A 24,449-nucleotide genomic window follows, 5' to 3' on the forward strand; every position below is an offset into this window, starting at 1 on the left:
AGTGTCCTCTACTTCTGTAGAGATATGCTCATCGCATGTCCGGTGACTCTACGACTGTAGAGGATGAGCTCGATCCCGAGCAGCGCGTCGTGGATGCGCAACTGATGCGTCTGCTTGCCGAACTTCGGGAACCTCCTCACCGCTTTCGGCATCGTCGACCTCGGATGGTCGCGGGTCTCTATCTGTGGGGTGCGCCTGGCCGCGGCAAGACGATGTTGGTGGATCGGATGATCGATCAGCTGGGGTCGATTCAACTGGTGCGCTGGCATTTTCACGCCTTCTTTGACGATCTGCAGTCGGCTGTCACCATGCATTCGGGACGCCAGGGTGCGATCGAGATCGCCTGCCGCCAGGTGGTCGGCGACGGTGTTCGGATCGTGGTGTTCGACGAGTTCCATGTCCACGATCCCGGGACCGCGACGCTGCTCATTCGGCTCCTGCGTGAGCTGCGGTCGCGCGGCATCGTCCTGGTGGCGACATCGAACCTGGTGCCGGAGGAACTACTGCCCGATCCGTTGTTCCGTCCGGTATTCGCGCCTGGTGTTGCGCTCTTGAGAGAGATGGCTGTGGTGGTCGAACTCGCCGGAGATCGCGACTATCGGTTGAGTGAGACCGGGCGACTCGCCGGTGGCTTCGTCGATATCCCTGCCGTCGATGCCCGGGCCTTTGATCAAGTGTGTGGGCAGCCGCTGTCGGCGCGGGATTACCTGTTCCAGGCGGATCGGATGGCCGACTGTGGTTCCACGAGTGGCTGGCATATCCGCGACATACCCCTGCTCGACCGATGCGCCCCGGATTGGTCGGTGCGTTTCACCCATCTGGTCGATGTGGCAGCCGACCGCTCGATTTCGCTGTGGCTGACGACCCCGTACCCGGTCGCCGAACTGCTGGCTTCGTGCTCTGGCGTGCGTGACGGCGCACGACTGCGGAGCCGATTGTCGGGGTTGCGGTGTTCAATCAGGGTGCCCGGTACCGCGCAGTGACGGATGGGACTTGTGGGGACACGCCCGACGCGCCGAGACACGCCGAAATTCATGCTGGTGTAGTTCCCGTGACCTGGGACTTTCACGAATGTCATTCGCAACGTGTTGTGTCGGTACAGTTTGTCAGACACTAGGTGTAGTGTTTGGAACACCGAACGGGACTACGGCGTTGGAACTAAAAGTGCAACGAAGTTCTCCACCGCAGAGCCGCCGGGATAACTATTTGAAAGTCAAGTCTTGCCGCTATCCGGTGCTGGTGTGGGTAGCAATCATCGGTTCCGTCACAAAGGAGTTCTGGGGAATTATGACCACTGCGACAACCGCCACGATCACCGTCTACACAAAGCCTGCCTGCGTTCAGTGCAACGCCACGTACAAGGCCCTCGACAAGAACGGCCTCGACTACGACATCGTCGACATCACCGAGGACTCCGATGCCCGCGACTACGTCATGGCGCTCGGTTACCTGCAGGCTCCGGTTGTCGTCACCGGTGACAGCCACTGGTCGGGATTCCGTCCGGACCGCATCAAGGCTCTGGTCGCAGCGGCTGCCTGATCTACCCGGACCCCGCCCGCGAGGCGGTCCGTAGTTCTAGTTGGTTCAAGCATCACCTGTCAGCAATTTCGTGGAGGTCGGGACATGGGGAAGGTTCCCGAATATGCCGCCGCGGCTGAGTTCGCCGTTGCTGAGCTCTCCGAGACCCCGCTGATCGTCTACTTCTCGAGCGTCTCGGAGAACACGCACCGATTTGTCGAAAAGCTCGGGATGCGGGCACGACGAATTCCACTCATCGATCACGACGGATCCTTCACCGTCGACGAGCCGTACATTCTGATCAGTCCCACCTATGGTGGCGGCAAGGCATCGGATGGCGCGGAAGTCGGCCAGCCGGGACGCAACTCCGGGTTTGTGCCGAAGCAGGTCATCAAGTTCCTCAACAACAAACACAATCGTTCGCTGATCCGCGGCGTCATCGCCGCCGGCAACACCAATTTCGGCGAAGAGTTCTGTTTCGCCGGCAACATCATCTCAACTAAATGCCAGGTGCCCTATCTGTATCGGTTCGAACTGATGGGTGACGCCGACGACGTCGACCGGGTCCGCTCCGGTCTCCACGAATTTGCGCAATCACAGGAGTTTTCACAGTGTCGCCAACCGCAACCCCAGTAACCGACTCAAGGTCAGGGACCTCGGCCAGCAAGTCGGGCGTCCACGCAGATCCCTCCGGCCACCAGCCGGAGGAGATGGACTTCCACTCGCTCAACGCGATGCTGAACCTGTACGACGCCGACAACAAGATCCAGTTCGAGAAGGATCGTGAAGCGGCCAATCAGTACTTCCTTCAGCACGTCAACCAGAACACGGTCTTCTTCCACAACCTGGACGAGAAGCTCGACTACCTGGTGAAGGAAAACTATTACGAGCCAGAGGTTCTCGACAAATACGACCGCGGGTTCGTCAAGGGTCTGTTCGACCACGCGTACAGCAAGAAGTTCCGGTTCCCGACCTTCCTGGGTGCGTTCAAGTACTACACCTCGTACACGCTCAAGACATTTGACGGCAAGCGGTACCTCGAGCGTTTCGAGGATCGGGTCTCGATGGTCGCGCTCACGCTGGCTGACGGCGACACCATCCTGGCGCGGGCGCTGGTCGACGAGATCATCGACGGACGGTTCCAGCCGGCCACCCCGACCTTCCTCAACTCGGGCAAGAAGCAGCGCGGCGAGCCGGTGTCGTGCTTCCTGCTGCGTATCGAAGACAACATGGAGTCGATCGGTCGTTCCATCAACTCCGCGCTGCAGCTGTCCAAGCGCGGCGGCGGTGTTGCCTTGCTGCTGACCAACATTCGTGAACACGGTGCGCCGATCAAGAAGATCGAGAACCAGAGTTCCGGTGTCATCCCGATCATGAAGCTGCTCGAGGATTCGTTCAGCTACGCCAACCAGCTCGGTGCTCGTCAGGGTGCAGGCGCGGTGTACCTGCACGCTCACCACCCCGACATCTACCGCTTCCTCGACACCAAGCGTGAGAACGCGGACGAGAAGATCCGCATCAAGACCCTCTCGCTGGGCGTGGTCATCCCGGACATCACGTTCGAGCTGGCCAAGAAGAACGACGACATGTACCTGTTCAGTCCGTACGACGTCGAGCGCATCTACGGCGTGCCGTTCGCCGACATCAACGTGACCGAGAAGTACCACGAGATGGTCGACGACCGTCGGATCCGCAAGACCAAGATCAAGGCGCGCGAGTTCTTCCAGACCCTCGCCGAGCTGCAGTTCGAGTCGGGCTACCCGTACATCATGTTCGAGGACACGGTGAACAACGCCAACCCGATCGACGGCAAGATCACCCACTCCAACCTGTGCTCGGAGATCCTGCAGGTCTCGACCGCGTCGACGTTCAACGACGACCTCTCGTACGAGCACATCGGCAAAGACATCTCGTGCAACCTGGGTTCGCTCAACATTGCCAAGACGATGGATTCGCCGGACATCGCGCAGACCATCGAGACCGCGATCCGCGGACTCACCGCAGTGTCGGATCAGACCGCGATCACCTCGGTGCCCTCGATTCAGAAGGGCAACGACGACTCGCATGCGATCGGCCTCGGGCAGATGAACCTGCACGGGTACCTGGCGCGGGAGCGCGTCTACTACGGGTCCGAAGAGGGCATCGACTTCACGAACATCTACTTCTACACGGTGCTGTTCTACGCGCTGCGCGCCTCGAATCGGATCGCCAAGGAGCGGGGCAAGGCGTTCGGTGGCTTCGAGCGGTCGAAGTACGCGACCGGTGAGTTCTTCGACAAGTACACCCAGAACGTGTGGGCGCCGGAGACCGACAAGGTCCGAGAGTTGTTCGCGCAGTCCGGGATCACGATCCCGACGCAGGACGAGTGGATCGAGTTGAAGGCGAGCGTGCAGGAGCACGGCATCTACAACCAGAACCTGCAGGCCGTCCCGCCGACCGGTTCGATCAGCTACATCAACCACTCGACGAGTTCGATCCACCCGGTTGCGGCGAAGATCGAGATCCGCAAAGAGGGCAAGATCGGCCGCGTCTACTACCCGGCGCCTTTCATGGACAACGACAACCTGGAGTACTACCAGGACGCGTATGAGATCGGCTACGAGAAGATCATCGACACCTACGCCGCGGCGACGCAGCATGTCGATCAGGGTCTGAGCCTGACCCTGTTCTTCAAGGACACCGCTTCCACACGCGACGTGAACAAGGCGCAGATCTACGCATGGCGCAAGGGCATCAAGACGCTCTACTACATCCGTTTGCGTCAGATGGCCCTCGAGGGGACCGAGGTGGAAAATTGCGTTTCGTGCATGCTGTAAATACCTGTGACACAACACCTTTGGCCACATCACTTTTGAACATCAGGGGAGTACGATGACCTCCACCCATAGCCCCGCAGACGGAGCGCCGATCAAGTTGGTCAGCCGGGTTTCGGCGATCAACTGGAACCGGGTGCCCGATGAGAAGGACGCCGAGGTCTGGGATCGCCTGACCGGTAACTTCTGGCTGCCGGAGAAGGTGCCGGTGTCCAACGACATCCCGTCGTGGGGCACCCTCACCGAGCTGGAAAAGCAGCTCACCATGCGCGTGTTCACCGGTCTGACCTTGCTCGACACCATCCAGGGCACGGTCGGCGCGGTCAGCCTGATCCCTGATGCGAGCACCCCGCACGAAGAGGCGGTGCTGACCAACATCGCGTTCATGGAGTCGGTGCACGCCAAGAGCTACAGCTCGATCTTCTCCACGTTGTGCTCCACCAAGGAGATCGACGAGGCGTTCCGCTGGTCGGAGGAGAACGAACAGCTCCAGGCCAAGGCTCGGATCGTCATGGAGTACTACCGTGGCGACGACCCGCTCAAGCGCAAGATCGCCTCCACCCTGCTCGAGTCGTTCCTCTTCTACAGCGGCTTCTACCTGCCGATGTACTGGTCATCTCGGGCAAAGCTCACCAACACCGCGGACCTGATCCGGCTGATCATCCGCGACGAGGCCGTGCACGGTTACTACATCGGGTACAAGTACCAGCGGGCACTGGAGACGCAGACACCCGAGCGCAGGCAGGAGCTGAAGGACTACACCTTCGAGCTGCTGTTCGAGCTCTACGACAACGAAATCGATTACACCGAAGCGCTTTACGACGATGTCGGCCTGACCGAAGACGTGAAGAAGTTCTTGCGGTACAACGCGAACAAGGCCCTGATGAACCTGGGTTATGAGGCGATGTTCCCGCGGGACGAGACCGACGTGAACCCGGCGATCCTCTCGGCACTGTCACCCAATGCCGACGAGAACCACGACTTCTTTTCGGGGTCGGGTAGCTCGTACGTCATCGGCAAGGCAATCAACACCGAAGACGACGACTGGGACTTCTGACCGTCGCAGACGTGTAAGACAAACAACCTCCGTACCGACTCGGTACGGAGGTTGTCTCTTTCCATCGAGTGGGCCGACGATCAGTCGTATGGTGGTGAGCGGAGGTGGTCACGATGGCGACCATGATGCGGCAGTACCTGATGTCGGAGCTCGGGAGTCTGCGGTACGAACCCACGGCCAAAATGGTGACGGTCTCGTCGGCGGATCACGGCATCGCGCGCACCGATCAGGCCATCCTCGTCTGGGAACCGCAGCGCATCGTTCCCTCGTATGCCGTCCCGGTCGCGGCCCTGCGAACGCCGTTGGAAGAGATCCGTCCATTCACCGTCGGGGAGATGCCCACCGGGATGCTCGATCCGAGCAACGGCTTTGCGCAGCACACCTGTGCGGGTCGCACCGCGGTCGTTCGGGGTGAGGCCGGCCCAGGTGGCGCGTTCCTGCCCGACGATCTCGACGGGTACGCCGTGCTCGACTTCAATCCCTTCGATTGGTTCGAGGAGGACGAGCGGATATTCGGACATCCTCGAGATCCGTTCTCACGCATAGATATCCGGCACAGCGCCCGTGTGGTCCACGTGATTTCCGGTGGTGACATCCTCGCCGAATCCGGGCATCCGCTGATGCTGTTCGAGACCCACCTGCCCCCGCGGTTCTATCTCTCACCCGGGGACGTTTTGGCAGATCTGGTGCGCAGCGACACGTCGACTACATGTGCGTACAAGGGTGAGGCCACCCACTGGTCCGCGCCCAGCCTCGGCGACGCCGGCATCGACATCGCGTGGAGCTATGAGAATCCGCCACCGGAGATGCATCAGATCACGGGGCGGATCTGTTTCTATCAGGAGAAAGTCGACTTCGTCATCGACGGAATCCGGGGTGACCGCCCGGTGACACCGTGGTCTGCGTGAGTCCACCTGCCATAATCTCGGAGTGACGACCACCACCAGCGCGGCAACCGGCCCTGCCGCCCAAGATCATTCGGGACACATTCTCTGGCAGGGCGGTGACGGCACTCTGATCGGCCGTGCCCGGGTTCCGGAGCATCGGGGCGCCGGACGCGACTCACGCAAACTCGTGCCGCGGCGGTCGCTGGGGGAGTGGAACCCGGCAACGCGAGGACACGACTCACTCGAGACCATCCTGGCGCAGAACACGATCCGCGCCGACGACCTGCTGCCGATCCGGCACGGACGTATGAGTCATTCGCCGTGGACGTACTACCGGGGCGCAGCAGCGGTGATGGCGGCGGATCTGGCATCTACGCCCAACACCGGTATCACCGTCCAACTGTGCGGAGACGCGCACGTTCTCAACTTCGGACTGTGGAACACCCCGGAACGCAATCTTGCCTTCGATCTGCGTGACTTCGACGAGACCTTGCCGGGGCCATTCGAATGGGACGTGAAGAGGTTTGTGGCCAGCCTTGTGGTGTTGGCTCGCAGCAACAATGTCTCGAATGCCGATGCCAAGCTGGCGGTGTCGGAGGCGTACCGCGGTTATCGTGAATGGATCGACCTCTACGCGCAGATGCCGGAGATCGATGTCTGGTACGACGGGGTCGACGTCGGGCAGCTCATCGAATACACCGCGCAGGACGACGAAGACCGCCTCGACGCGATGATCGACAAGCAGGCGCGCAAACGATCGAGTCGCGGTGCGTCGAAGAAGCTCACGAATGTGGTTGACGGACAACGGATGATCAGTGAAGATCCACCGTTTCGTACCCACGCGCTCGCCGAGCATGCGGCGATGCTCGACCAGATCATCGGGAAGTATCAGAGTTCGGTGCCCGATCACGTCTCGAGCCTGCTGTCACGTTTCGATGTTGTCGACGCGGTCCGTCAGGTGGTGGGTGTGGGCAGCGTCGGCATGCGGGTGTTCCTGACGCTGATCGAGGAACGCCGAACCCGTGATCCGCTTTTCCTGCAGATCAAACAGGCCGGTCCGTCGGTATACGAACAGTTCCTGCCCGCGAGTCACTACGGCAATCATGGTGAACGGGTTGTACACGGCCAGCGCATGATTCAGAGTGCCACCGACTCCTTCGTCGGCTGGACGACCATCAACGACATGGATTTCTACGTCCGGCAATTCCGTGACGGCAAGGTGATCCCCAAGGGTGAGGTCATCGCCTCCCGGTTGCCGCAGTTCGCCTCGGCATGCGGGCACGTGCTCGCCCGGGCGCATGCCCGCAGCGGTGACGCAGCCGCGATCGCCGACTACCTCGGAACGTCGGACAAGGTCGAAGAGGCGTTTGTGTCATACGCCTTTGCCTATGCCGACCAGAACGATCGCGATCACGCGCAACTGGTGAAGGCCATCGACGACGGTCGGGTGGAGGCGGTCGAGGGCTGGCCGGAATGAGTGACTTGAACGGGCCGGCTGTCGCGAGTTCTATTGCACCGTGGTCTGTTCGATGACAGGGAGTTGAGTCAACAGGTTGTAGCCTTCGGCGCTGTAGACATATGTGCCAAGGCGGTCGCCTCGATCGTGGGAAAAGGGTTGGCGATCCGGGCGAGTTCTTGCGACCGTGAAGGGGTGATCCCATGGGAGTTCGATACGGACCAACTGATTTGGCGATTCTCGGTGCTCGGCGAGGATCTGCCGGTTGATCTGCCCGCGCATTGGACAGATGCATTCAGGGCGGTTGGACGCGATCTCAAGCATCGGCGACACGGCAGGAAGATCACGCTCGATCAGGTCGACTGGGAGCTGCGACTCAACAACGAGTATTGGGTGTCCATCGGCATGGTTTCGACACCGGACGCCGATATCGGCGGATTCTCGATCGGTCAGGGTTTTCGCTTCGACACAACCTTGGCCCAGGCGAGTGTGTGGGTGGCCGAGACTGTGCAGGACGACTTGAGTGGCTACGAATACGTCCAGTGGCCATCCGATGGCTGGAGGTTATTGGAGCCGAGAATTCAGGGCAGTGTCGCGGTGTGGGTGGATCCGTCTTCGAATGAAGTCGTTGCCAGGATTGGCTCCCTTGAGCCTGACTTCTGAGAAATACCATGTCGACAGGGGAGCTTTTCGCACTACCGATGACCAACGTCTGAAGAACGAAAGTCATTGATACACGCGTGCGGAACAACAACGGCGGCAGGCTGAAATCGATCACCGGCGCAAGAGAGTGGCGGGTGAGTCCGCGCCGATGACGGTAAAATGCCTCTGCACCATTGTGTTTCGGATTGCCGCATGAGTTGAGGTCGCGCCGAGGGTGATTCCTCAGGCTGTAGCGGCGCTGCCTTCGATGGCAGAGACCACCAGGTTGCTCTTGGGCAATCCGGTGCCGGCGGAGACAGCCTCAGTCCACGCTGCAGTGGTGCCGACTGCGGCGAAGTTGGACTGCAACAGCACCATGAGGGTGTTGTGCAAGGTCTCGGCCGACACTTTGCCCGCCTCGTTTGCCAGGTTGATCGCGCCGCTGGCGTCGGAGAGGATCTCGGCGGCCAAGCCCAGGCCCTCGGCTTCCACGGCTGATGCCAGGTCGCAGTTGTTGGTCATGAACCCGACCAGGGTGACCGTGTCGATGTTGTTGTCCCGCAACCATGTTGCGAGGTCGGTTCCGGCGAAGACGCTGCCGTACTGCTTGTGGACCGCTTTCCGGGACCCGTTGCCTGCCGCTTCGATGTCCGGATGAAGTGACCATCCCGGCGTCCCTTCGACAAAGACCGGGGCGCCCTCGGGCATGTGATGTTGAACGATGACCACCGGGATCCCGTGTGCGTCGGCGACCTCGATGGCGCCGACGATGTTCGCCAGCGATTCCTCGCGTGGTGGGTACTGGATCTGAAGCGGTCCGTCGAAGTACTCCTGCTGGACATCGACAACAACAAGGGCGCGGTGCGGTGCGGTCATGGTGACTCCTGAATCTCGGGTGCAATTCTCCGGATCGGAACTCGGTGAAAGGGGACGCCTTAGATTGTTCCGCCGATTCAGTACCATCCGTGAGTGGCATAGATGCATAATTTCGATGAGTTCAGGCCAACTTGGGAGTGCATATGCGGATCGCGATCTACGCCTTCGACGGCATCACGATGTTCCATCTCGCAGCACCGCTGATGGTGTTCGGTGAACTCGGGCGTCTCGGGTTGGCGTCGGATTGGGAGACGAGGTTGTGGTCAGACAAGCCCGGGTCGGTGCAGACGGCCGAGGGCTATTCGGTTGGGGACGTAGCGGATCCGAGTACGGTCGGGTGGGCCGACATCGTGATCATCCCGTCATGGCCGCTGCCGCTCAGGCCACTCACGGACACCTTTCGAAGCGACGTGGTGGGTGCGCATGAGCGTGGTGCGGTGATCGCCGGCTTGTGTCTCGGTGCGTTTGCGGTCGCTGATGCCGGCGTGCTCGATGGACGTTCGGCGGTGACGCACTGGGAGATGATGCCGGAGATGGCGCAGCGCAGTCCCGGTAGTCAGATCGACGCCTCGGTGCTCTACATCGATCATGGCGATGTGATGACGTCGGCGGGAACCGCGTCGTCGATCGATGCCTGCCTGCACCTCGTACGCAGGTATCTCGGATCGGCGGTCGCGACGCGCGTCGCCCGCAGTCTGGTGGTCGCACCGCATCGCGACGGCGGGCAGGCGCAGTACATCGAGCGGCCCTTGGCGCGAGCCGCCGAGGACACGGCGATATCGGTAGTACAGGAATGGGCGCTGGGACGGCTCGACGAGACCCTGTCGGTCGACCGGCTCGCGGAGCAGGCCCGGATGAGTAGGCGGAGTTTCGTGCGGCAGTTCCATCAGGCGACCGGAACCACTCCGGCGCGCTGGGTTCTCGAGCAACGGCTCAACGAGGCCCGAGTACTCCTCGAGACAACCGATTGGGGCATCGACGGGATCGCATCGGCGTGCGGATTCGGTAGTGGAGTCACTTTTCGGCAGAACTTCGGATCCGCTTACGCCACAACACCAACGGCCTACCGTCGGCAGTTCGCGAATATCGGTGGGTGATTCCCACAAGCCGACTCAGATTCTCGATCATTCGATCGCCCTGGGTGGGTCTGGAATCTTTCCGATATTGACAGCGTCTGGCTGCAATACTTGGCTGTGACCCAGGTACAGCGAGGTGCAGAGATGACGATTACTCAGGTTTCCCAAGACTCACAGGTCGGCCGCGACTCCCGGGCGCTTGTTCCCCGGCGCGAGTTGGGGCAGTGGGACCCCGCCAAGCGCGGGCACGACGCACTGGCAACGATCTTGGCGCAGAGTGACATTCGCGCCCCTGATCTGCTGCCGATCCGGCATGGGCGAATGAGTCACTCGCCATGGACCTACTATCGGGGCGCTGCTGCGGTGATGGCTGCTGATCTCGCGTCCGCACCGCACACCGGGATCATGGTCCAGATGTGCGGTGACGCCCACATCCTCAACTACGGGATGTGGATCTCGCCCGAGCGGCATCTGGTCTTCGACCTCCGCGACTTCGACGAGACCCTGCCGGGGCCGTTCGAATGGGATCTCAAGCGCTATCTCGCCAGCGTGATCGTGCTGGCCCGGGACAACGGGCTGACGGAATCGGCTGGGCAAGAGGCGGTTCGACGGGCCTACCGCAGTTATCGCAAGAACATCAGGCACTACTCCGAGATGCCGCAGATCGATGTCTGGTATGACCGGATCGAGGTCGAGCAGCTACTCCAGTATGCGAAAAAGGAAAACGAGGAGGCTCTCGACCAACTGATCGAGAGCCGGGCGCGCAAGCGCAGCAGTCGGGGTGCGTCGAAGAAGCTCGTCACTACGGTCGAAGGCCGGCGAAGGATCACCGAAGACCCGCCGTACCGCACCCACCGCTTCGGCGATGCCGCCGAGCAGATTCTGCGGAGCGTGCTCGCCGAATACCACAAGTCGGTCCCGGACCACCTCGAAAGCCTCCTCGCCCGATATGACGCCGTCGACGCGGTGCGGCAGGTGGTCGGTGTCGGCAGCGTTGGGATGCGGGTGTTCTTGACCCTCCTCGAAGAGCAGCGCACCGGGGACCCGTTGTTCCTCCAGATCAAGCAAGCCGGGCCATCGGTCTACGAACAGTTCCTCGGCAAGAGCAAGTACGACAATCACGGTGCCCGAGTTGTGCAGGGGCAGCATCTGATTCAAAGTGCCACCGACATGTTCGTGGGATGGACGTCGTTTCAGTATCCCGAGCTGAACTTGGATCTCGACTTCTACGTCCGGCAGTACCGGGACGGCAAGGTGATACCGAAAGGCGAGGGTGTCGCCCCGGTCCTACCGCGATTCGCCGCTGCCTGCGGACATGCGCTGGCGCGTGCGCATGCGCGGAGCGGGGACGCGGCGGCGATCGCGAACTACCTGGGCCACAGCATCAAGGCCGAAGACGCGCTCGTCGCCTTCGCCAGCGCCTACGCCGACCAGAATGCCGCCGACCACGCCCAGTTGGCCCGGGCAGTCGAGAACGGTGACATTCCGTCGGAGAAGGGCTGGCCGGACATCCCCTGAAGGAATGTCGGCGTCAGCGCGTGACTTCGTTCAGTTTGCCGGTGGCGACATCGAAGACGAAGCCACGCAACGACGTTGTCTTGGTGACGAACGGCGAGTTCTCGATCCGGGCGAGTGATTGCTTGACGTCCTCGTCCAGGTTGGGGAAGGACTCGGCCGACCACGGCGGCTTGACGCCGATCTCGTCCTGGATGCCGCGTTTGAACTCGTCGTCGGTGAACGTCAGCATTCCGCAGTCGGTGTGGTGGATCAGGATGATCTCGGTGGTCCCGAGCAGTCGCTGGCTGATGGCCAGGGATCGGATCTCGTCATCGGTCACCACGCCGCCTGCGTTGCGGATGACGTGGGCCTCACCGGCTCCGAGTCCGAGGATGCGGTAGACGTCGAGTCGGGCATCCATGCAGGCGAGCACCGCGACGTGGCGACTGGGCGGCAGCGGTAGTGGTCCGGAAAAGGTTTCCGCGTATGCGCGGTTGTTCTCCAGGTATTCGTCGGTAACAGTCATGCACTCATGCTGATCGCCGCATGCGCCGGGCACAAGGTTGCGGTCATCGTGATCGCAACTCGATTCATGGCGCTGACCTGTATGAACGGCGTGTCTGGAGAGTTTCAGAGGGAGCCGCGGAGGTTGAGTAGGACGATGTTGGCGGCACAGAGTCCACCGGTGCCGAACCACACCTGATCTTCGACGATCCGCGAGCGTCCCCAAGCGGGCGCACCCATGTCGAGCCAGCGATCTGTCTCGAGGACCGATGTGCCGTAGTCCTGCCCTTCGGGGCCGTCGAAGCCGATGTAGACGATGTCGCCGTCGGCGATCTCGAAGTTCTTGTCGTCGAGCACCGTTGGTTCGGGTTCACGCTGACCAGGGGGCCGCTGCGCGCCGACATCGGTCAGGACCCGCGCGGCAAACGTGTCGGTGCCCATGACGATCGTGGAATCTGCGGTGAACTGCACCAGGGAGACCTGGGTGAATCGCGCGCCGTTACGTTTGCCGATGGTCGCGGCGGTGTCGAGATATCCCTGCAGTCGTTCGTCCCCGGCCTCGGTCCGGCCGACTGCGGCCGCGACGGCGACGAACCGCTGCTTCCAGTCCGCTTCCGGATCGATGGTCGTATCCGGGACGTCACGGAGCGAGGCGGTGAGAGGGGAGTTCCCGACGGTCAAAACGAGATCGGGATCGGCGGCAGCGGCCTTGGCAGTATCAGGATCTCGGACGTCGCCGATGGTGGGCAGTGAATGCACCGTATCGCCCATATAGGTCGGCAGTGTGCCGTCCGCAGTTGTCGTGGCGACCACGCGGTCCTGGAGCCCGAGCGCGCACAGCGCGTCGAGCAGGCTCGGATCGGCAACCAGAATCCGTAGGGGATCCGGTGCGCCCGGGTCGAGCGCGGCAGTCGGCTGACAGGTCGTGCTGGCGTCCCGATCCGGGTCGACCAGATTGACCGCGGCAACGCGTGAGGTGGTCCGGTCGACCGAACCCTCGCCACCGGGCACCGTCGACTCGATACAACCGGTCATGCCGACGCTGACCAACGCTGACAATGCCAAGACCGCCATACCGCGCCGAGCGCGGATCACATCGCTCACTGCCACTCTTTCGATGTCGTCTGGAGGTGGTCGAATTCCCGACCAAACTAGCACTGACCCGATTGGTAAAGGTTGCCCTCGGTGCGCCGGATCGAGAGCACCGCATCGAAATACGACACTTCGTAGGAGCCCGCGCGGCTGCTTCGCAAGAGAGGGTTTACCATCTTCACAGCGCACATTCATCGCCGTGCCCTCATGTCGTGAGCGGAAGATTCTTCGCCGCGGCGGACCGGAGTGGCCACGCAGGTAGGAGGATCAGTGACCGCGGTAGACCAGCCCACCAAGCAGGTGGTTCCGGTGAGGCCTTACCCCGAGCGCACGGGGCCAAAGGGGTCGTTCATCTACAAGATGCTGACGACAACTGATCACAAGATGCTTGGCATCATGTACTTGGTTGTGTGTTTCGCATTCTTCCTCATCGGTGGCCTGATGGCCCTGCTGATGCGAAGCGAGCTCGCCGCTCCCGGCCTGCAGTTCTTGTCGACAGAGCAGTTCAACCAGTTGTTCACGATGCACGGCACCGTGATGCTTCTGATGTATGCGACCCCGATCGTGATCGGCTTTGCCAACGTTGTCCTGCCGCTGCAGATCGGTGCTCCCGACGTTGCGTTCCCGCGACTGAATGCGTTCAGCTTCTGGCTGTTCCTGTTCGGCTCCACCGTTGCGCTGCTCGGCTTCATCACCCCCGGTGGTGCAGCTGACTTCGGCTGGACGGCCTACACGCCGCTGACCGACGCGGTGCATTCGCCCGGCGCCGGCGCCGACCTGTGGATCCTCGGACTCGGCGTGTCCGGTCTGGGCACCATCCTCGGTGCGGTCAACATGATCACCACCGTGGTCTGCCTCCGCGCACCCGGTATGACCATGTTCCGCATGCCGATCTTCACCTGGAACATCCTGGTGACCAGCGTCCTGATCCTGCTGGCGTTCCCGCTGCTGACCGCAGCTCTGATGGGACTCGAGGTCGACCGTCAGTTCGGTGCGAACCTGTACGACCCGGCCAATGGTGGTGTGATCCTCTGGCAGCACTTGTTCTGGTTCTTCGGGCATCCCGAGGTGTACATCATCGCGCTGCCATTCTTCGGCATCGTCTCGGAGATCTTCCCGGTGTTCAGCCGTAAGCCGATCTTCGGTTACAGCGGTCTGGTCTACGCGACGCTCTCGATCGCGGCTCTGTCAGTGGCGGTGTGGGCGCACCACATGTACGCCACCGGTGCGGTGCTGTTGCCGTTCTTCTCCTTCATGACATTCCTCATCGCAGTGCCAACCGGTGTGAAGTTCTTCAACTGGATAGGCACGATGTGGAAGGGTCATCTGACCTTCGAGACGCCGATGCTGTTCTCGGTCGGCTTCATCATCACGTTCTTGTTCGGTGGTCTGACCGGTGTGCTGCTCGCCAGCCCGCCGCTCGACTTCCATCTCTCGGACAGCTACTTCGTGGTTGCACACTTCCACTACGTGCTGTTCGGAACCATCGTGTTCGCCACCTACGCCGGCATCTACTTCTGGTTCCCGAAGATGACCGGACGCATGCTCGACGAGCGGCTGGGCAAGATCCACTTCTGGTTGACCATGATCGGCTTCCACATGACCTTCCTCGTCCAGCACTGGCTGGGCAACGAGGGCATGCCTCGCCGTTACGCGGACTACCTGAGTACGGACGGGTTCACCACGCTCAACGTGATCTCGACCGTGGGTGCGTTCATCCTCGGTGCCTCGACCCTGCCGTTCCTGTGGAACGTCTTCCGTAGCTACCGTTACGGCGAGGTTGTCACGGTTGACGACCCGTGGGGCTTTGGCAACTCGCTCGAATGGGCCACCAGCTGCCCGCCGCCGCGACACAACTTCACCGAGCTTCCCCGGATTCGTTCGGAGCGGCCCGCGTTCGAGCTGCACTACCCGCACATGATCGATCGCATGCGCGACGAGGCACATGTGGGACCCGGCCACGGGAAGAGCAGTGACCACGCAGAGAAAGCGCGTCGCGATGTACTGACGGTCGGCACTCACGAGGCGTCCTCGGATCCGGATCCGAGCTGACCTCAGGTCTCGAACACTCTTTAACGCACTGAAACCGGTCATCTCCTACAGTTCGTAGGAGATGGCCGGTTTCTGTCGTCGTTTGGGTTTACGATCAGATCCAAGAATCGTGCCGAGCTCGTGAGTCGCGGTCGCTGATCAAGGATCGTTGATGTCGCGGCCGACCTGTGCAGGTAGGGGGAACCCGTGACCGCAGTAGACAAGCCCACGACGTCGGTTGTGCCGGTGCGGCCCTACCCCCAGCGCACCGGGCTCAAGGGGTCGTTCATCTACAAGATGCTCACGACCACCGATCACAAATTGATCGGCATCATGTATCTCGTCGTCTGTTTTGCGTTCTTTCTCATCGGCGGTTTGATGGCGCTGCTGATGCGTGCCGAGCTCACCGTTCCCGGTCTGCAGTTCTTGTCGACCGAGCAGTACAACCAGCTGTTCACGATGCATGGCACCGTCATGTTGTTGATGTATGCGACCCCGATCGTGATCGGCTTTGCCAATGTTGTCTTGCCGTTGCAGATCGGTGCTCCCGACGTTGCGTTCCCGCGACTGAATGCGTTCAGCTTCTGGCTGTTCCTGTTCGGCTCCACCGTTGCGCTGCTCGGTTTCATCACCCCCGGTGGTGCGGCAGATTTCGGCTGGACGGCCTACACGCCGCTGACCGATTCGATCCATTCGCCCGGACCGGGCGGCGACCTGTGGATCATGGGGTTGGGTGTGTCGGGGCTGGGCACCATTCTCGGTGCGGTCAACATGATCACCACCGTTGCCTGCCTCCGCGCACCCGGTATGACGATGTTCCGGATGCCGATCTTCACGTGGAACATTTTGGTGACCAGCGTCCTGATTTTGATGGCGTTCCCGCTGTTGACCGCGGCTCTGATGGGACTCGAGGTCGACCGTCAATTCGATGCGGTTCTCTACGACCCGGCCAATGGTGGCGTGCTCTTGTGGCAGCACCTGTTCTGGTTCTTCGGACATCCCGAGGTGTATATCGTGGCGCTGCCCTTCTTCGGCATCGTCTCGGAGATTTTCCCCGTCTTCAGTCGCAAGCCGATCTTCGGTTATAGCGGTCTGGTCTTCGCCACGCTGTCGATCGCGGCATTATCGGTGGCGGTGTGGGCGCACCACATGTACGCCACCGGTGCGGTGCTGTTGCCGTTTTTCTCGTTCATGACGTTCCTCATCGCAGTGCCAACCGGTGTGAAGTTCTTCAACTGGATCGGCACGATGTGGAAGGGTCATCTGACTTTCGAGACGCCGATGATGTTCTCGGTCGGGTTCATCGTCACGTTCTTGTTCGGTGGTCTGACCGGTGTGCTGCTCGCGAGCCCACCAGTCGACTTCCAACTCACGGACAGCTACTTCGTGGTCGCGCATTTCCACTACGTGCTGTTCGGCACCATCGTGTTCGCCACCTACGCCGGCATCTACTTCTGGTTCCCGAAGATGACCGGGCGCATGCTCGACGAGCGGCTGGGCAAGATCCATTTCTGGTTGACGTTCATCGGTTTTCATATGACGTTCTTGGTCCAGCACTGGCTCGGTGCTGAGGGCATGCCTCGTCGTTATGCCGACTATCTCAGTACCGACGGGTTCACCGAACTGAACGTGGTCTCGACGATCGGCGCCTTCATCCTCGGGGTATCGACGTTACCGTTCCTGTGGAATGTGTTCCGCAGCTACCGCTACGGCGAGGTTGTCACGGTTGACGACCCGTGGGGCTTTGGCAACTCGCTCGAATGGGCCACAAGCTGCCCGCCGCCGCGACACAACTTCACCGAGCTTCCCCGGATTCGTTCGGAGCGGCCTGCATTCGAGTTGCACTACCCGCACATGATCGATCGCATGCGCGACGAGGCACATGTGGGACCGGGCCACGGGAAGAGCAGTGACCACGCAGAGAAAGCGCGTCGCGATGTACTGACGGTCGGCACTCACGAGGCGTCCACCGATCCGGATCCGAGCTGACCTCAGGTCTTCAACACACCGTGCAGGTAGGGGGAACCCGTGACCGCAGTAGACAAGCCCGACACCTCGATTCTGCCGGTGCGGCCTTACCCCCAGCGCACGGGGCTCAAGGGGTCGTTCATCTACAAGATGCTCACGACCACCGATCACAAATTGATCGGCATCATGTATCTCGTCGCTTGTTTTGCGTTCTTTCTCATCGGCGGTTTGATGGCGCTGCTGATGCGTGCCGAGCTCACCGTTCCCGGCCTGCAATTTTTGTCGACCGAGCAGTACAACCAGCTGTTCACGATGCACGGCACCGTCATGTTGCTGATGTATGCGACCCCGATCGTGATCGGCTTTGCCAATGTCGTCCTGCCGCTGCAGATCGGTGCTCCCGACGTTGCGTTCCCGCGACTGAATGCGTTCAGCTTCTGGCTGTTCCTGTTCGGCTCCACCGTTGCGCTGCTCGGTTTCATCACTCCCGGTGGTGCGGCAGATTTCGGTTGGACGGCCTACACGCCGTTGACTGATTCGATCCATTCGCCCGGGCCGGGTGGCGACCTGTGGATCATGGGGTTGGGTGTGTCGGGGCTGGGCACCATTCTCGGTGCGGTCAACATGATCACCACCGTGGCCTGCTTGCGTGCTCCGGGTATGACGATGTTCCGGATGCCGATCTTCACGTGGAACATTTTGGTGACCAGCGTCCTGATTTTGATGGCGTTCCCGCTGTTGACCGCGGCTCTGATGGGTCTGGAGGTGGACCGTCAATTCGATGCGGTTCTCTACGACCCGGCCAATGGTGGGGTGATCTTGTGGCAGCATTTGTTCTGGTTCTTCGGGCATCCCGAGGTGTATATCGTGGCGCTGCCGTTCTTCGGCATCGTCTCGGAGATTTTCCCGGTCTTCAGTCGCAAGCCGATCTTCGGCTACTCCACACTCATCTACGCGACCCTTGCGATCGCGGCGTTATCGGTGGCGGTGTGGGCGCACCACATGTACGCCACCGGTGCGGTGTTGTTGCCGTTCTTCTCGTTCATGACGTTTGTGATCGCGGTGCCGACCGGTGTGAAGTTCTTCAACTGGATCGGCACGATGTGGAAGGGTCATCTGACCTTCGAGACGCCGATGATGTTTGCGGTCGGGTTCATCGTCACGTTCTTGTTCGGTGGTCTGACCGGTGTGATCTTGGCGAGCCCACCGCTCGACTTCCAACTCACGGACAGCTACTTCGTGGTCGCGCATTTCCACTACGTGCTGTTCGGCACCATCGTGTTCGCCACCTACGCCGGCATCTACTTCTGGTTCCCGAAGATGACCGGACGGTTGCTCGACGAGGGGCTGGGCAAGATCCACTTCTGGTTGACATTCATCGGTTTTCATATGACGTTCCTGGTGCAGCACTGGCTCGGCGGTGAAGGTATGCCGCGTCGTTACGCGGACTATCTGAGTACCGACGGGTTCACCGAATTGAATGTGGTCTCGACGATTGGTGCGTTCATCCTCGGGGTATCGACGTTGCCGTTTCTGTGGAATGTGTTCCGTAGCTATCGTTACGGCGAGGTTGTGACCGTCGATGACCCGTGGGGGTTTGGCAACTCGCTCGAATGGGCCACCAGCTGCCCGCCGCCGCGCCACAACTTCACCGAGCTTCCGCGCATCAGGTCGGAGCGGCCTGCATTCGAGTTGCACTACCCGCATATGGTTGGACGTATGCGCGACGAAGCCCATGTGGGTCACACCAGTGAGAAAGCCGAAGCAGCCAAGCACGGGCCGCTTGAGGTCGGTAGCCACGAATCCTCCACAGAATCTGATCAGAACTGACGTGACCAGCAACATCAACCCCGGTGCAGGCGCGCCCGCGGGTTCCGAAGGAACCACTGTCCTCATCACTGTCACCGGACACGACAAACCGGGTGTCAGCTCGGTGCTCTTCGGAGCGCTGTCCACTCGGCAGGTCAGCATTCTGGACGTCGAGCAGGTCGTGATCCGAGCGCGTCTGACGCTCGGTGTCCTGGTGAAATGCTTCGGCGACAGCGAAGAACTCCAAGAGGTCATCGAGCAGGCGATGGATTCGGTGGGCATCGACGTCACCGTCGAGGTCGGCGCCGAAAATGCAACCCGGCGGCTCTCGACCCACGCGGTGGTTGTTCTCGGAAGTCCGGTCAGTGCAAAGGGTTTCAGTGCACTTGCCGGAGAGTTGGCCCGCCAGGGCGGCAACATCGACTCGATCCGCGGCATCGCCGACTATCCGGTCACCGGACTCGAACTCCTGATCAGCGTCGACCGCGACAGTGTCGCCGCCGACGCCGCGCTCCGCAAGGGCCTGGCCAGTATCGCGAGTCAGCACGGCATCGACGTGGCCGTCGAACGCGGTGGCCTGGCCCGACGCGCAAAACGACTGATCGTCTTCGATGTCGACTCGACGCTGATCCAGGGCGAGGTCATCGAGATGCTCGCTGCCCGGGCCGGGCGTGAGGCCGAGGTTGCTGCCGTGACCGAGGCTGCAATGCGCGGTGAACTCGACTTCGCCGAGTCGCTGCACGAGCGCGTCAAGGCGCTCGCCGGTCTCGATGTGTCTGTCCTCGATGAGGTTGCGAACGAACTCGAGCTGACACCGGGTGCCCGTACCACCATTCGCACGCTGCACCGGATGGGTTACCACTGTGGCGTGGTGTCGGGTGGATTCCGTCAGGTGATCGAGCCGCTGGCGCACGAACTCGAATTGGACTTCGTGAAGGCGAACACCCTGGAGATCGGTCCGGACAACAAACTCACCGGCCGGGTGATCGGTGAGATCGTCGACCGGCCCGGAAAGGCCACCGCGCTGCGGGCCTTTGCCGACAGCGTGGGTGTCCCGATGGAGCAGACCATCGCCGTCGGCGACGGCGCCAACGACATCGACATGCTGACGGTCGCCGGATTGGGGATCGCGTTCAACGCCAAGCCGGCTCTGAAGGAAGTTGCCGACGCGGCGCTGTCGCATCCGTTCCTCGATGCGGTGCTCTTCATCCTCGGCGTCACGCGCGATGAGATCGAAGCGGCAGACGCCATCGATGGTGTCATGCGTCGCGTACCACTCAATTGACCATGGAACCCGAAGTGCCGGAGGATCCGGACGACGCCGAACGTCCCGACACTTTCGAGCAGCGCTACCAACGCTTGGTCGGATACGTTGGCGGACACAGCGATCCGGACGATCCCGGGCAGGTGCTGGCCATGCAGATGGTGTTGCACATCCCGAAGTCTGAGCCGGTCGACCGGATCGACCTGCTGACCGCGGCCGCATCCGCGGTGGCGCTGTTGTGTCTTGATGAGCGCAGCGGGTCGGGTGGGCCGTGGGCGGCGGCGATGGACAACTGGTGCGATGCCAGGATCCGGAAGATCGCCCGTCGGGCCCGCGGCGCGCATTGGGAAGCAGCTCAGGACGTTCCGGGAGTCACCGCCACGTATGGGTCGGCGCAGGCCCGGGCGATCGTGCCGGGCCCGGTGGGTCAGACCGATCGCCGGATCGCACGACTGCAGATCGGTGGTACCGAGGTCGACGATCGCGGCGACAACCCGCCATCCGATGTCGACGTCGACACTGCTGCCCTCCGTCCGACCCTGTGGGTCAACCCGACGCTGGAGATGTCGGTGGGCAAGCTGGCGGCACAGGTCGGACATGCGTCGATGCTGGCGGTCAAACTGATGGATCTCGGTCAAGCGGCGCAATGGTTTTCTGACGGCTGCCCGGTGCGCGTCCGGATGTCGTCGAAATCGCGGTGGGAACAGTTGGTGTCCGCGGATGCCGGCGGAACGGCGGTCGCGGTCCGCGACGCCGGGTTCACCGAGATCGCACCGGGTTCGATGACCGTGATCGCGGAGACCGGCGGGGTTTAGCGCAAGCTCATGAATCCTGCACTGGCGCTGCGGATCTAGGAGATCAGTAGCGTAAGCGCCCGCTCCTGCGGGTTTCGGCCCGCAGGTTAGCCTGGTACTGGCGGACCTCCTGTTGATGAGGGCCCTGTCTGTTTCGGGATCTGCCCGGCAGGCTGGGGCAATGACAATTTATGTGATCACCGGGGCGAACAAGGGCCTCGGCTTCGAAACAGCCCGTTGCCTGATCGATCTGGGCCACACCGTGTTTCTCGGGGCGCGGGATCGGCAGCGGGGTTCGATCGCCGCGAAGACACTCGGTGCCCGGCCGCTGCTGATCGATATCACCGACGACTCATCGGTGTCCGCTGCGGCGGATGCTGTGCGGACCGAGGTCGGGCATATCGATGTGCTGATCAACAACGCCGGCATCGCCGGCCCGACCGCAGCGACCGGGGATGTGACCGCAGCGGACCTTCAAGAAGTGTTCGACACCAACGTCTTCGGCGCTGTCCGCACCACGCGCGCGTTCCTGCCGCTGTTGGTGGCTTCGGATGCGCCGGCCGTTGTCAATGTCAGCAGCAGTTTGGGCTCGCTGGCCATCAACGCCGATCCTGCCGCGTACACGCACATCCTCGAAGCCTGGGCGCCCCTGCCGGCATACAACTCCTCCAAGGCGGCATTGAACATGCTGACCATCCTGTACGCGCAGGCATATCCGCAACTCACCGTTACTGCGGTCGATCCGGGTTTCACCGCCACCGATTTGAACGGACATCAAGGTGCCCAGAGCGTAGAGGTAGGTGCGGCGGCGATCGTGGCCGCTGCGACAGCCGGACCGGCCGCCCAGACGGCCACCTTTGCCGGAACATCCGGGCTGATCCCGTGGTGAGCGCTTTCGGGCATCGACTCCACCTGCGCTCTTCCTACCGTCCCCGATGTCCCTGGCCTGCGGCATGCGCCGTGGTTGATTAGTCTCGTGCCATGACCGAACTTCCGGACTGGGCCGCGAACCTCGATCTGGCACCTCACCCGGAGGGTGGCTTCTATCGTCAGACCTGGATCAGTGATCTGGCCATCCCGAAATCGGTGCTACCGCAGGGATATCCCGCCGGGCGGCCGGGCGCCACTGCGATCCTCTTCTTGCTCATGCCCGGACAACAATCGGCGTGGCATACCGTGCGCGGATCCGAGATCTGGCTGCATCACCGTGGTGCTCCGGTCGCGTTGGGCCTGGGAGGTCTGGGCACCGCGCCGGCGGGTGAGCACACGGTGTACGTCGGATCGGACGTGCTTGCCGGTCAACATCCCCAATATGTGGTGATACCCGGCGAATGGCAGCGCGCTTCGCCGCACGGCGATGAGGCGTCGTTGGTGAGTTGTATTGTGGTGCCCGGCTTCGACTTTGCTGATTTTGCGATGGTCGAGCCCGATTCCGGGCAGAACTGATTTTCGTTTCGTTTCCCGACACTCCAACCTGGGCGCCCTGTGAGCCGATGCCGTGCGGCACGATAGGGGGGTGCGTGAAACGGATCCGGACCTGCTGATCGACTTTGAAGATGTGGTGCTGCGACGTGAGGGAAACAACCTCGTCGGGCCCATCACCTGGAAGGTGGAACTCGACGAACGGTGGGTGATCCTCGGACCCAACGGTGCGGGCAAGACCTCGCTGATGCGGATGGCTTCCGCCGAAACCCATCCGAGCAGCGGAAGTGCGTTTCTGCTCGGGGAGCCGGTCGGGCGCACCGAGGTGCGGGAGCTGACCGCGCGGATCGGCGTGACGTCGGCGATGCTCGCCGATCGCATCCCCGCCGACGAAGTGGTCAGTGACCTGGTGGTCTCCGCCGGTTACGCGGTCCTGGGTCGTTGGAAAGAGGTCTACGACCAGGTCGATCGAGATCAGGCGCTGGAGATGCTGGAATCGATGGGTGCCGAGCATCTGGCGAACCGGAAGTTCGGCACGCTGTCCGAAGGCGAGCGCAAGCGAGTGCTGGTGGCGCGGGCGCTGATGATCAATCCCGAACTGCTCCTGCTCGACGAACCGGCGGCCGGACTCGACCTCGGTGGTCGTGAAGAACTGGTGGCGCGCCTGGAGGTGCTGGCCGCCGACCCCGATGCTCCCGCGACCGTTCTCGTGACACATCATGTGGAAGAGATCCCCAACGGGTTCACACACGCGATGCTGCTGAAGGAGGGCGTGGTGGTGGCACAGGGACTGGTGGAAGACGTCGTGACGTCGGCGAACCTGTCGGCGGCGTTCAGCCAGTCGATCGTCCTGACCAGGTCGGGTGGCCGTTACTTCGCCAGGCGATCGCGTCGCGCGGGCGGGCACCGGCGGCGAGCAGAATGAGTAGGTTCACCTTCGCGGAGGATCCGGAATCGGTCCCGATCCGCGGTGCCGCGACCGTGGTGCTGATTCGCGAGAATCCGCAACCCGAGACCCCGATCGACGTATTTCTGATGCGCCGGGTCAAAGCCATGGACTTCGCAGGCGGCGTGACCGTCTTTCCCGGCGGCGGCGTCGACCCTCGCGATGCCGAGGCCGACCTTGCCTGGGTCGGTCCGGATGAGCACTGGTGGGCAGAGCAGTTCCACACCGATGCGGCGACCGCACAAGAGTTGGTGTGCGCGGTGGTCCGGGAGCTGTTCGAAGAGTGCGGTGTGTTGCTGGCCGCCGACGCCGATGGGACATTTCCCGACACCTCGGCGCTGAGCGCGGACCGTGCGGCGCTGGTCGACAAGTCGCTGTCGTTTGCCCAGTTCCTCCGCGACCATCAGTTGCTGCTGCGGGCCGATCTGCTGCGTCCGATGGCGCACTGGATCACCCCGCTCGGAGAGCGCAGGCGCTACGACACCCGCTTCTTCCTCGCGGTACTCCCGCAGGGGCAGCACGCCGACGGCGAGACCACCGAGGCGTCCGAGAGTGGCTGGAGCACACCGGCGGCGGCGCTCGCGGACTGGGAGGCGGGCAGCACGCTGCTCTTGCCGCCGACCTGGGCGCAACTGCGCGACCTGACCGAATGCGGCAGCGTCGACGAAGCACTCACCCGTGAGCGGACCATCGAGGCCATTGAGCCCACCCTCGTCTCGACCGGCGAACGCGTCCGGATCGTGTTCGATGAAGAAGATGTGTACGGCGTCGAGCGCACGTTCCTGAAGTGACCTGAC

The 24,449-nt window shown here is 62.0% G+C and carries 22 protein-coding genes; 19 read left to right on the forward strand and 3 right to left on the reverse strand.

Features of this window, described 5'->3' with window-relative positions:
- Positions 1-35: 35 nt before the first annotated feature.
- The 8 genes from zapE (at position 36) to AC1TPF_RS10810 (ending at position 8,394) form a co-directional block, all read left to right on the forward strand.
- Positions 36-983 (forward strand): cell division protein ZapE, encoded by a 948-nt coding sequence (gene zapE / locus AC1TPF_RS10775; protein ID WP_482135147.1) that lies wholly within the window; start codon positions 36-38, stop codon positions 981-983.
- Positions 984-1,287: 304 nt separating this feature from the next.
- The gene (gene nrdH, locus AC1TPF_RS10780; RefSeq protein ID WP_482135146.1) at positions 1,288-1,539 is read left to right on the forward strand and encodes a glutaredoxin-like protein NrdH; all 252 of its coding nucleotides are present in this window, start codon (positions 1,288-1,290) and stop codon (positions 1,537-1,539) included.
- An 84-nt stretch (positions 1,540-1,623) separates the two neighbouring features.
- Entirely contained in the window at positions 1,624-2,154 is a 531-nt protein-coding gene (gene nrdI, locus AC1TPF_RS10785) for a class Ib ribonucleoside-diphosphate reductase assembly flavoprotein NrdI (RefSeq protein ID WP_482135145.1), read from the forward strand.
- Positions 2,130-4,334 carry a class 1b ribonucleoside-diphosphate reductase subunit alpha gene (gene nrdE / locus AC1TPF_RS10790; protein WP_482135144.1) on the forward strand — a complete coding sequence of 735 codons (2,205 nt, stop codon included), beginning with the start codon at positions 2,130-2,132 and terminating at the stop codon, positions 4,332-4,334. The genes nrdI and nrdE overlap by 25 nt, the downstream gene beginning before the upstream one ends.
- A gap of 55 nt (positions 4,335-4,389) precedes the next feature.
- Positions 4,390-5,388 (forward strand): class 1b ribonucleoside-diphosphate reductase subunit beta, encoded by a 999-nt coding sequence (gene nrdF, locus AC1TPF_RS10795; protein ID WP_482135143.1) that lies wholly within the window; start codon positions 4,390-4,392, stop codon positions 5,386-5,388.
- 113 nt (positions 5,389-5,501) lie between these two features.
- Positions 5,502-6,296 (forward strand): DUF427 domain-containing protein, encoded by a 795-nt coding sequence (locus tag AC1TPF_RS10800; protein WP_482143802.1) that lies wholly within the window; start codon positions 5,502-5,504, stop codon positions 6,294-6,296.
- Positions 6,297-6,402: 106 nt separating this feature from the next.
- On the forward strand, positions 6,403-7,752 hold the full coding sequence (locus AC1TPF_RS10805; RefSeq protein ID WP_482144080.1) for a DUF2252 domain-containing protein: 1,350 nt from the start codon (positions 6,403-6,405) through the stop codon (positions 7,750-7,752).
- Between the two features lie 138 nt (positions 7,753-7,890).
- Positions 7,891-8,394: a hypothetical protein gene (locus AC1TPF_RS10810; protein ID WP_482143804.1), complete on the forward strand. Its 504-nt coding sequence runs from the start codon at positions 7,891-7,893 to the stop codon at positions 8,392-8,394.
- Positions 8,395-8,616: 222 nt separating this feature from the next.
- Here the strand turns inward: AC1TPF_RS10810 and AC1TPF_RS10815 are convergent, their stop codons facing one another.
- Positions 8,617-9,249, reverse strand: coding sequence for an isochorismatase family protein (locus tag AC1TPF_RS10815; RefSeq protein WP_482143806.1), 633 nt, complete (start codon positions 9,247-9,249; stop codon positions 8,617-8,619).
- A gap of 143 nt (positions 9,250-9,392) precedes the next feature.
- Here AC1TPF_RS10815 and AC1TPF_RS10820 point away from each other — a divergent pair, with 143 nt between their 5' ends.
- Entirely contained in the window at positions 9,393-10,346 is a 954-nt protein-coding gene (locus tag AC1TPF_RS10820) for a GlxA family transcriptional regulator (protein ID WP_482135139.1), read from the forward strand.
- Positions 10,347-10,469: 123 nt separating this feature from the next.
- Complete coding sequence (locus AC1TPF_RS10825; RefSeq protein ID WP_482135138.1) at positions 10,470-11,843, forward strand: DUF2252 domain-containing protein; 1,374 nt, start codon at positions 10,470-10,472, stop codon at positions 11,841-11,843.
- Positions 11,844-11,856: 13 nt separating this feature from the next.
- Here the strand turns inward: AC1TPF_RS10825 and AC1TPF_RS10830 are convergent, their stop codons facing one another.
- A complete protein-coding gene (locus AC1TPF_RS10830; RefSeq protein WP_482143807.1) occupies positions 11,857-12,348 on the reverse strand; it encodes a beta-class carbonic anhydrase in 492 nt (163 codons plus the stop codon).
- A gap of 104 nt (positions 12,349-12,452) precedes the next feature.
- Positions 12,453-13,430: an ABC transporter substrate-binding protein gene (locus tag AC1TPF_RS10835; protein ID WP_482143809.1), complete on the reverse strand. Its 978-nt coding sequence runs from the start codon at positions 13,428-13,430 to the stop codon at positions 12,453-12,455.
- A gap of 258 nt (positions 13,431-13,688) precedes the next feature.
- Between AC1TPF_RS10835 and ctaD (AC1TPF_RS10840) the strand changes: the two genes are divergently transcribed.
- The 9 genes from ctaD (AC1TPF_RS10840) (at position 13,689) to AC1TPF_RS10880 (ending at position 24,443) form a co-directional block, all read left to right on the forward strand.
- Positions 13,689-15,470: an aa3-type cytochrome oxidase subunit I gene (gene ctaD / locus AC1TPF_RS10840; protein ID WP_482143811.1), complete on the forward strand. Its 1,782-nt coding sequence runs from the start codon at positions 13,689-13,691 to the stop codon at positions 15,468-15,470.
- A gap of 186 nt (positions 15,471-15,656) precedes the next feature.
- Positions 15,657-17,438, forward strand: a complete 1,782-nt coding sequence (ctaD, locus tag AC1TPF_RS10845; RefSeq protein WP_482135134.1) for an aa3-type cytochrome oxidase subunit I — start codon at positions 15,657-15,659, stop codon at positions 17,436-17,438.
- A gap of 39 nt (positions 17,439-17,477) precedes the next feature.
- Positions 17,478-19,247, forward strand: coding sequence for an aa3-type cytochrome oxidase subunit I (gene ctaD, locus AC1TPF_RS10850; protein WP_482135133.1), 1,770 nt, complete (start codon positions 17,478-17,480; stop codon positions 19,245-19,247).
- A gap of 1 nt (position 19,248) precedes the next feature.
- On the forward strand, positions 19,249-20,511 hold the full coding sequence (gene serB, locus AC1TPF_RS10855; RefSeq protein ID WP_482135132.1) for a phosphoserine phosphatase SerB: 1,263 nt from the start codon (positions 19,249-19,251) through the stop codon (positions 20,509-20,511).
- 2 nt (positions 20,512-20,513) lie between these two features.
- Complete coding sequence (locus AC1TPF_RS10860; RefSeq protein ID WP_482143813.1) at positions 20,514-21,305, forward strand: aminoacyl-tRNA hydrolase; 792 nt, start codon at positions 20,514-20,516, stop codon at positions 21,303-21,305.
- Positions 21,306-21,465: 160 nt separating this feature from the next.
- Entirely contained in the window at positions 21,466-22,173 is a 708-nt protein-coding gene (locus AC1TPF_RS10865; RefSeq protein WP_482143815.1) for an SDR family NAD(P)-dependent oxidoreductase, read from the forward strand.
- 92 nt (positions 22,174-22,265) lie between these two features.
- Complete coding sequence (locus AC1TPF_RS10870; RefSeq protein ID WP_482143816.1) at positions 22,266-22,730, forward strand: cupin domain-containing protein; 465 nt, start codon at positions 22,266-22,268, stop codon at positions 22,728-22,730.
- A 70-nt stretch (positions 22,731-22,800) separates the two neighbouring features.
- Positions 22,801-23,631, forward strand: a complete 831-nt coding sequence (locus AC1TPF_RS10875) for an ABC transporter ATP-binding protein (protein ID WP_482135128.1) — start codon at positions 22,801-22,803, stop codon at positions 23,629-23,631.
- Positions 23,628-24,443 carry an NUDIX hydrolase gene (locus AC1TPF_RS10880; RefSeq protein WP_482143818.1) on the forward strand — a complete coding sequence of 272 codons (816 nt, stop codon included), beginning with the start codon at positions 23,628-23,630 and terminating at the stop codon, positions 24,441-24,443. Before AC1TPF_RS10875 ends, AC1TPF_RS10880 begins: the two co-directional genes overlap by 4 nt.
- Positions 24,444-24,449: the final 6 nt, after the last annotated feature.

This window comes from Williamsia sp. Y853, from assembly GCF_056786495.1.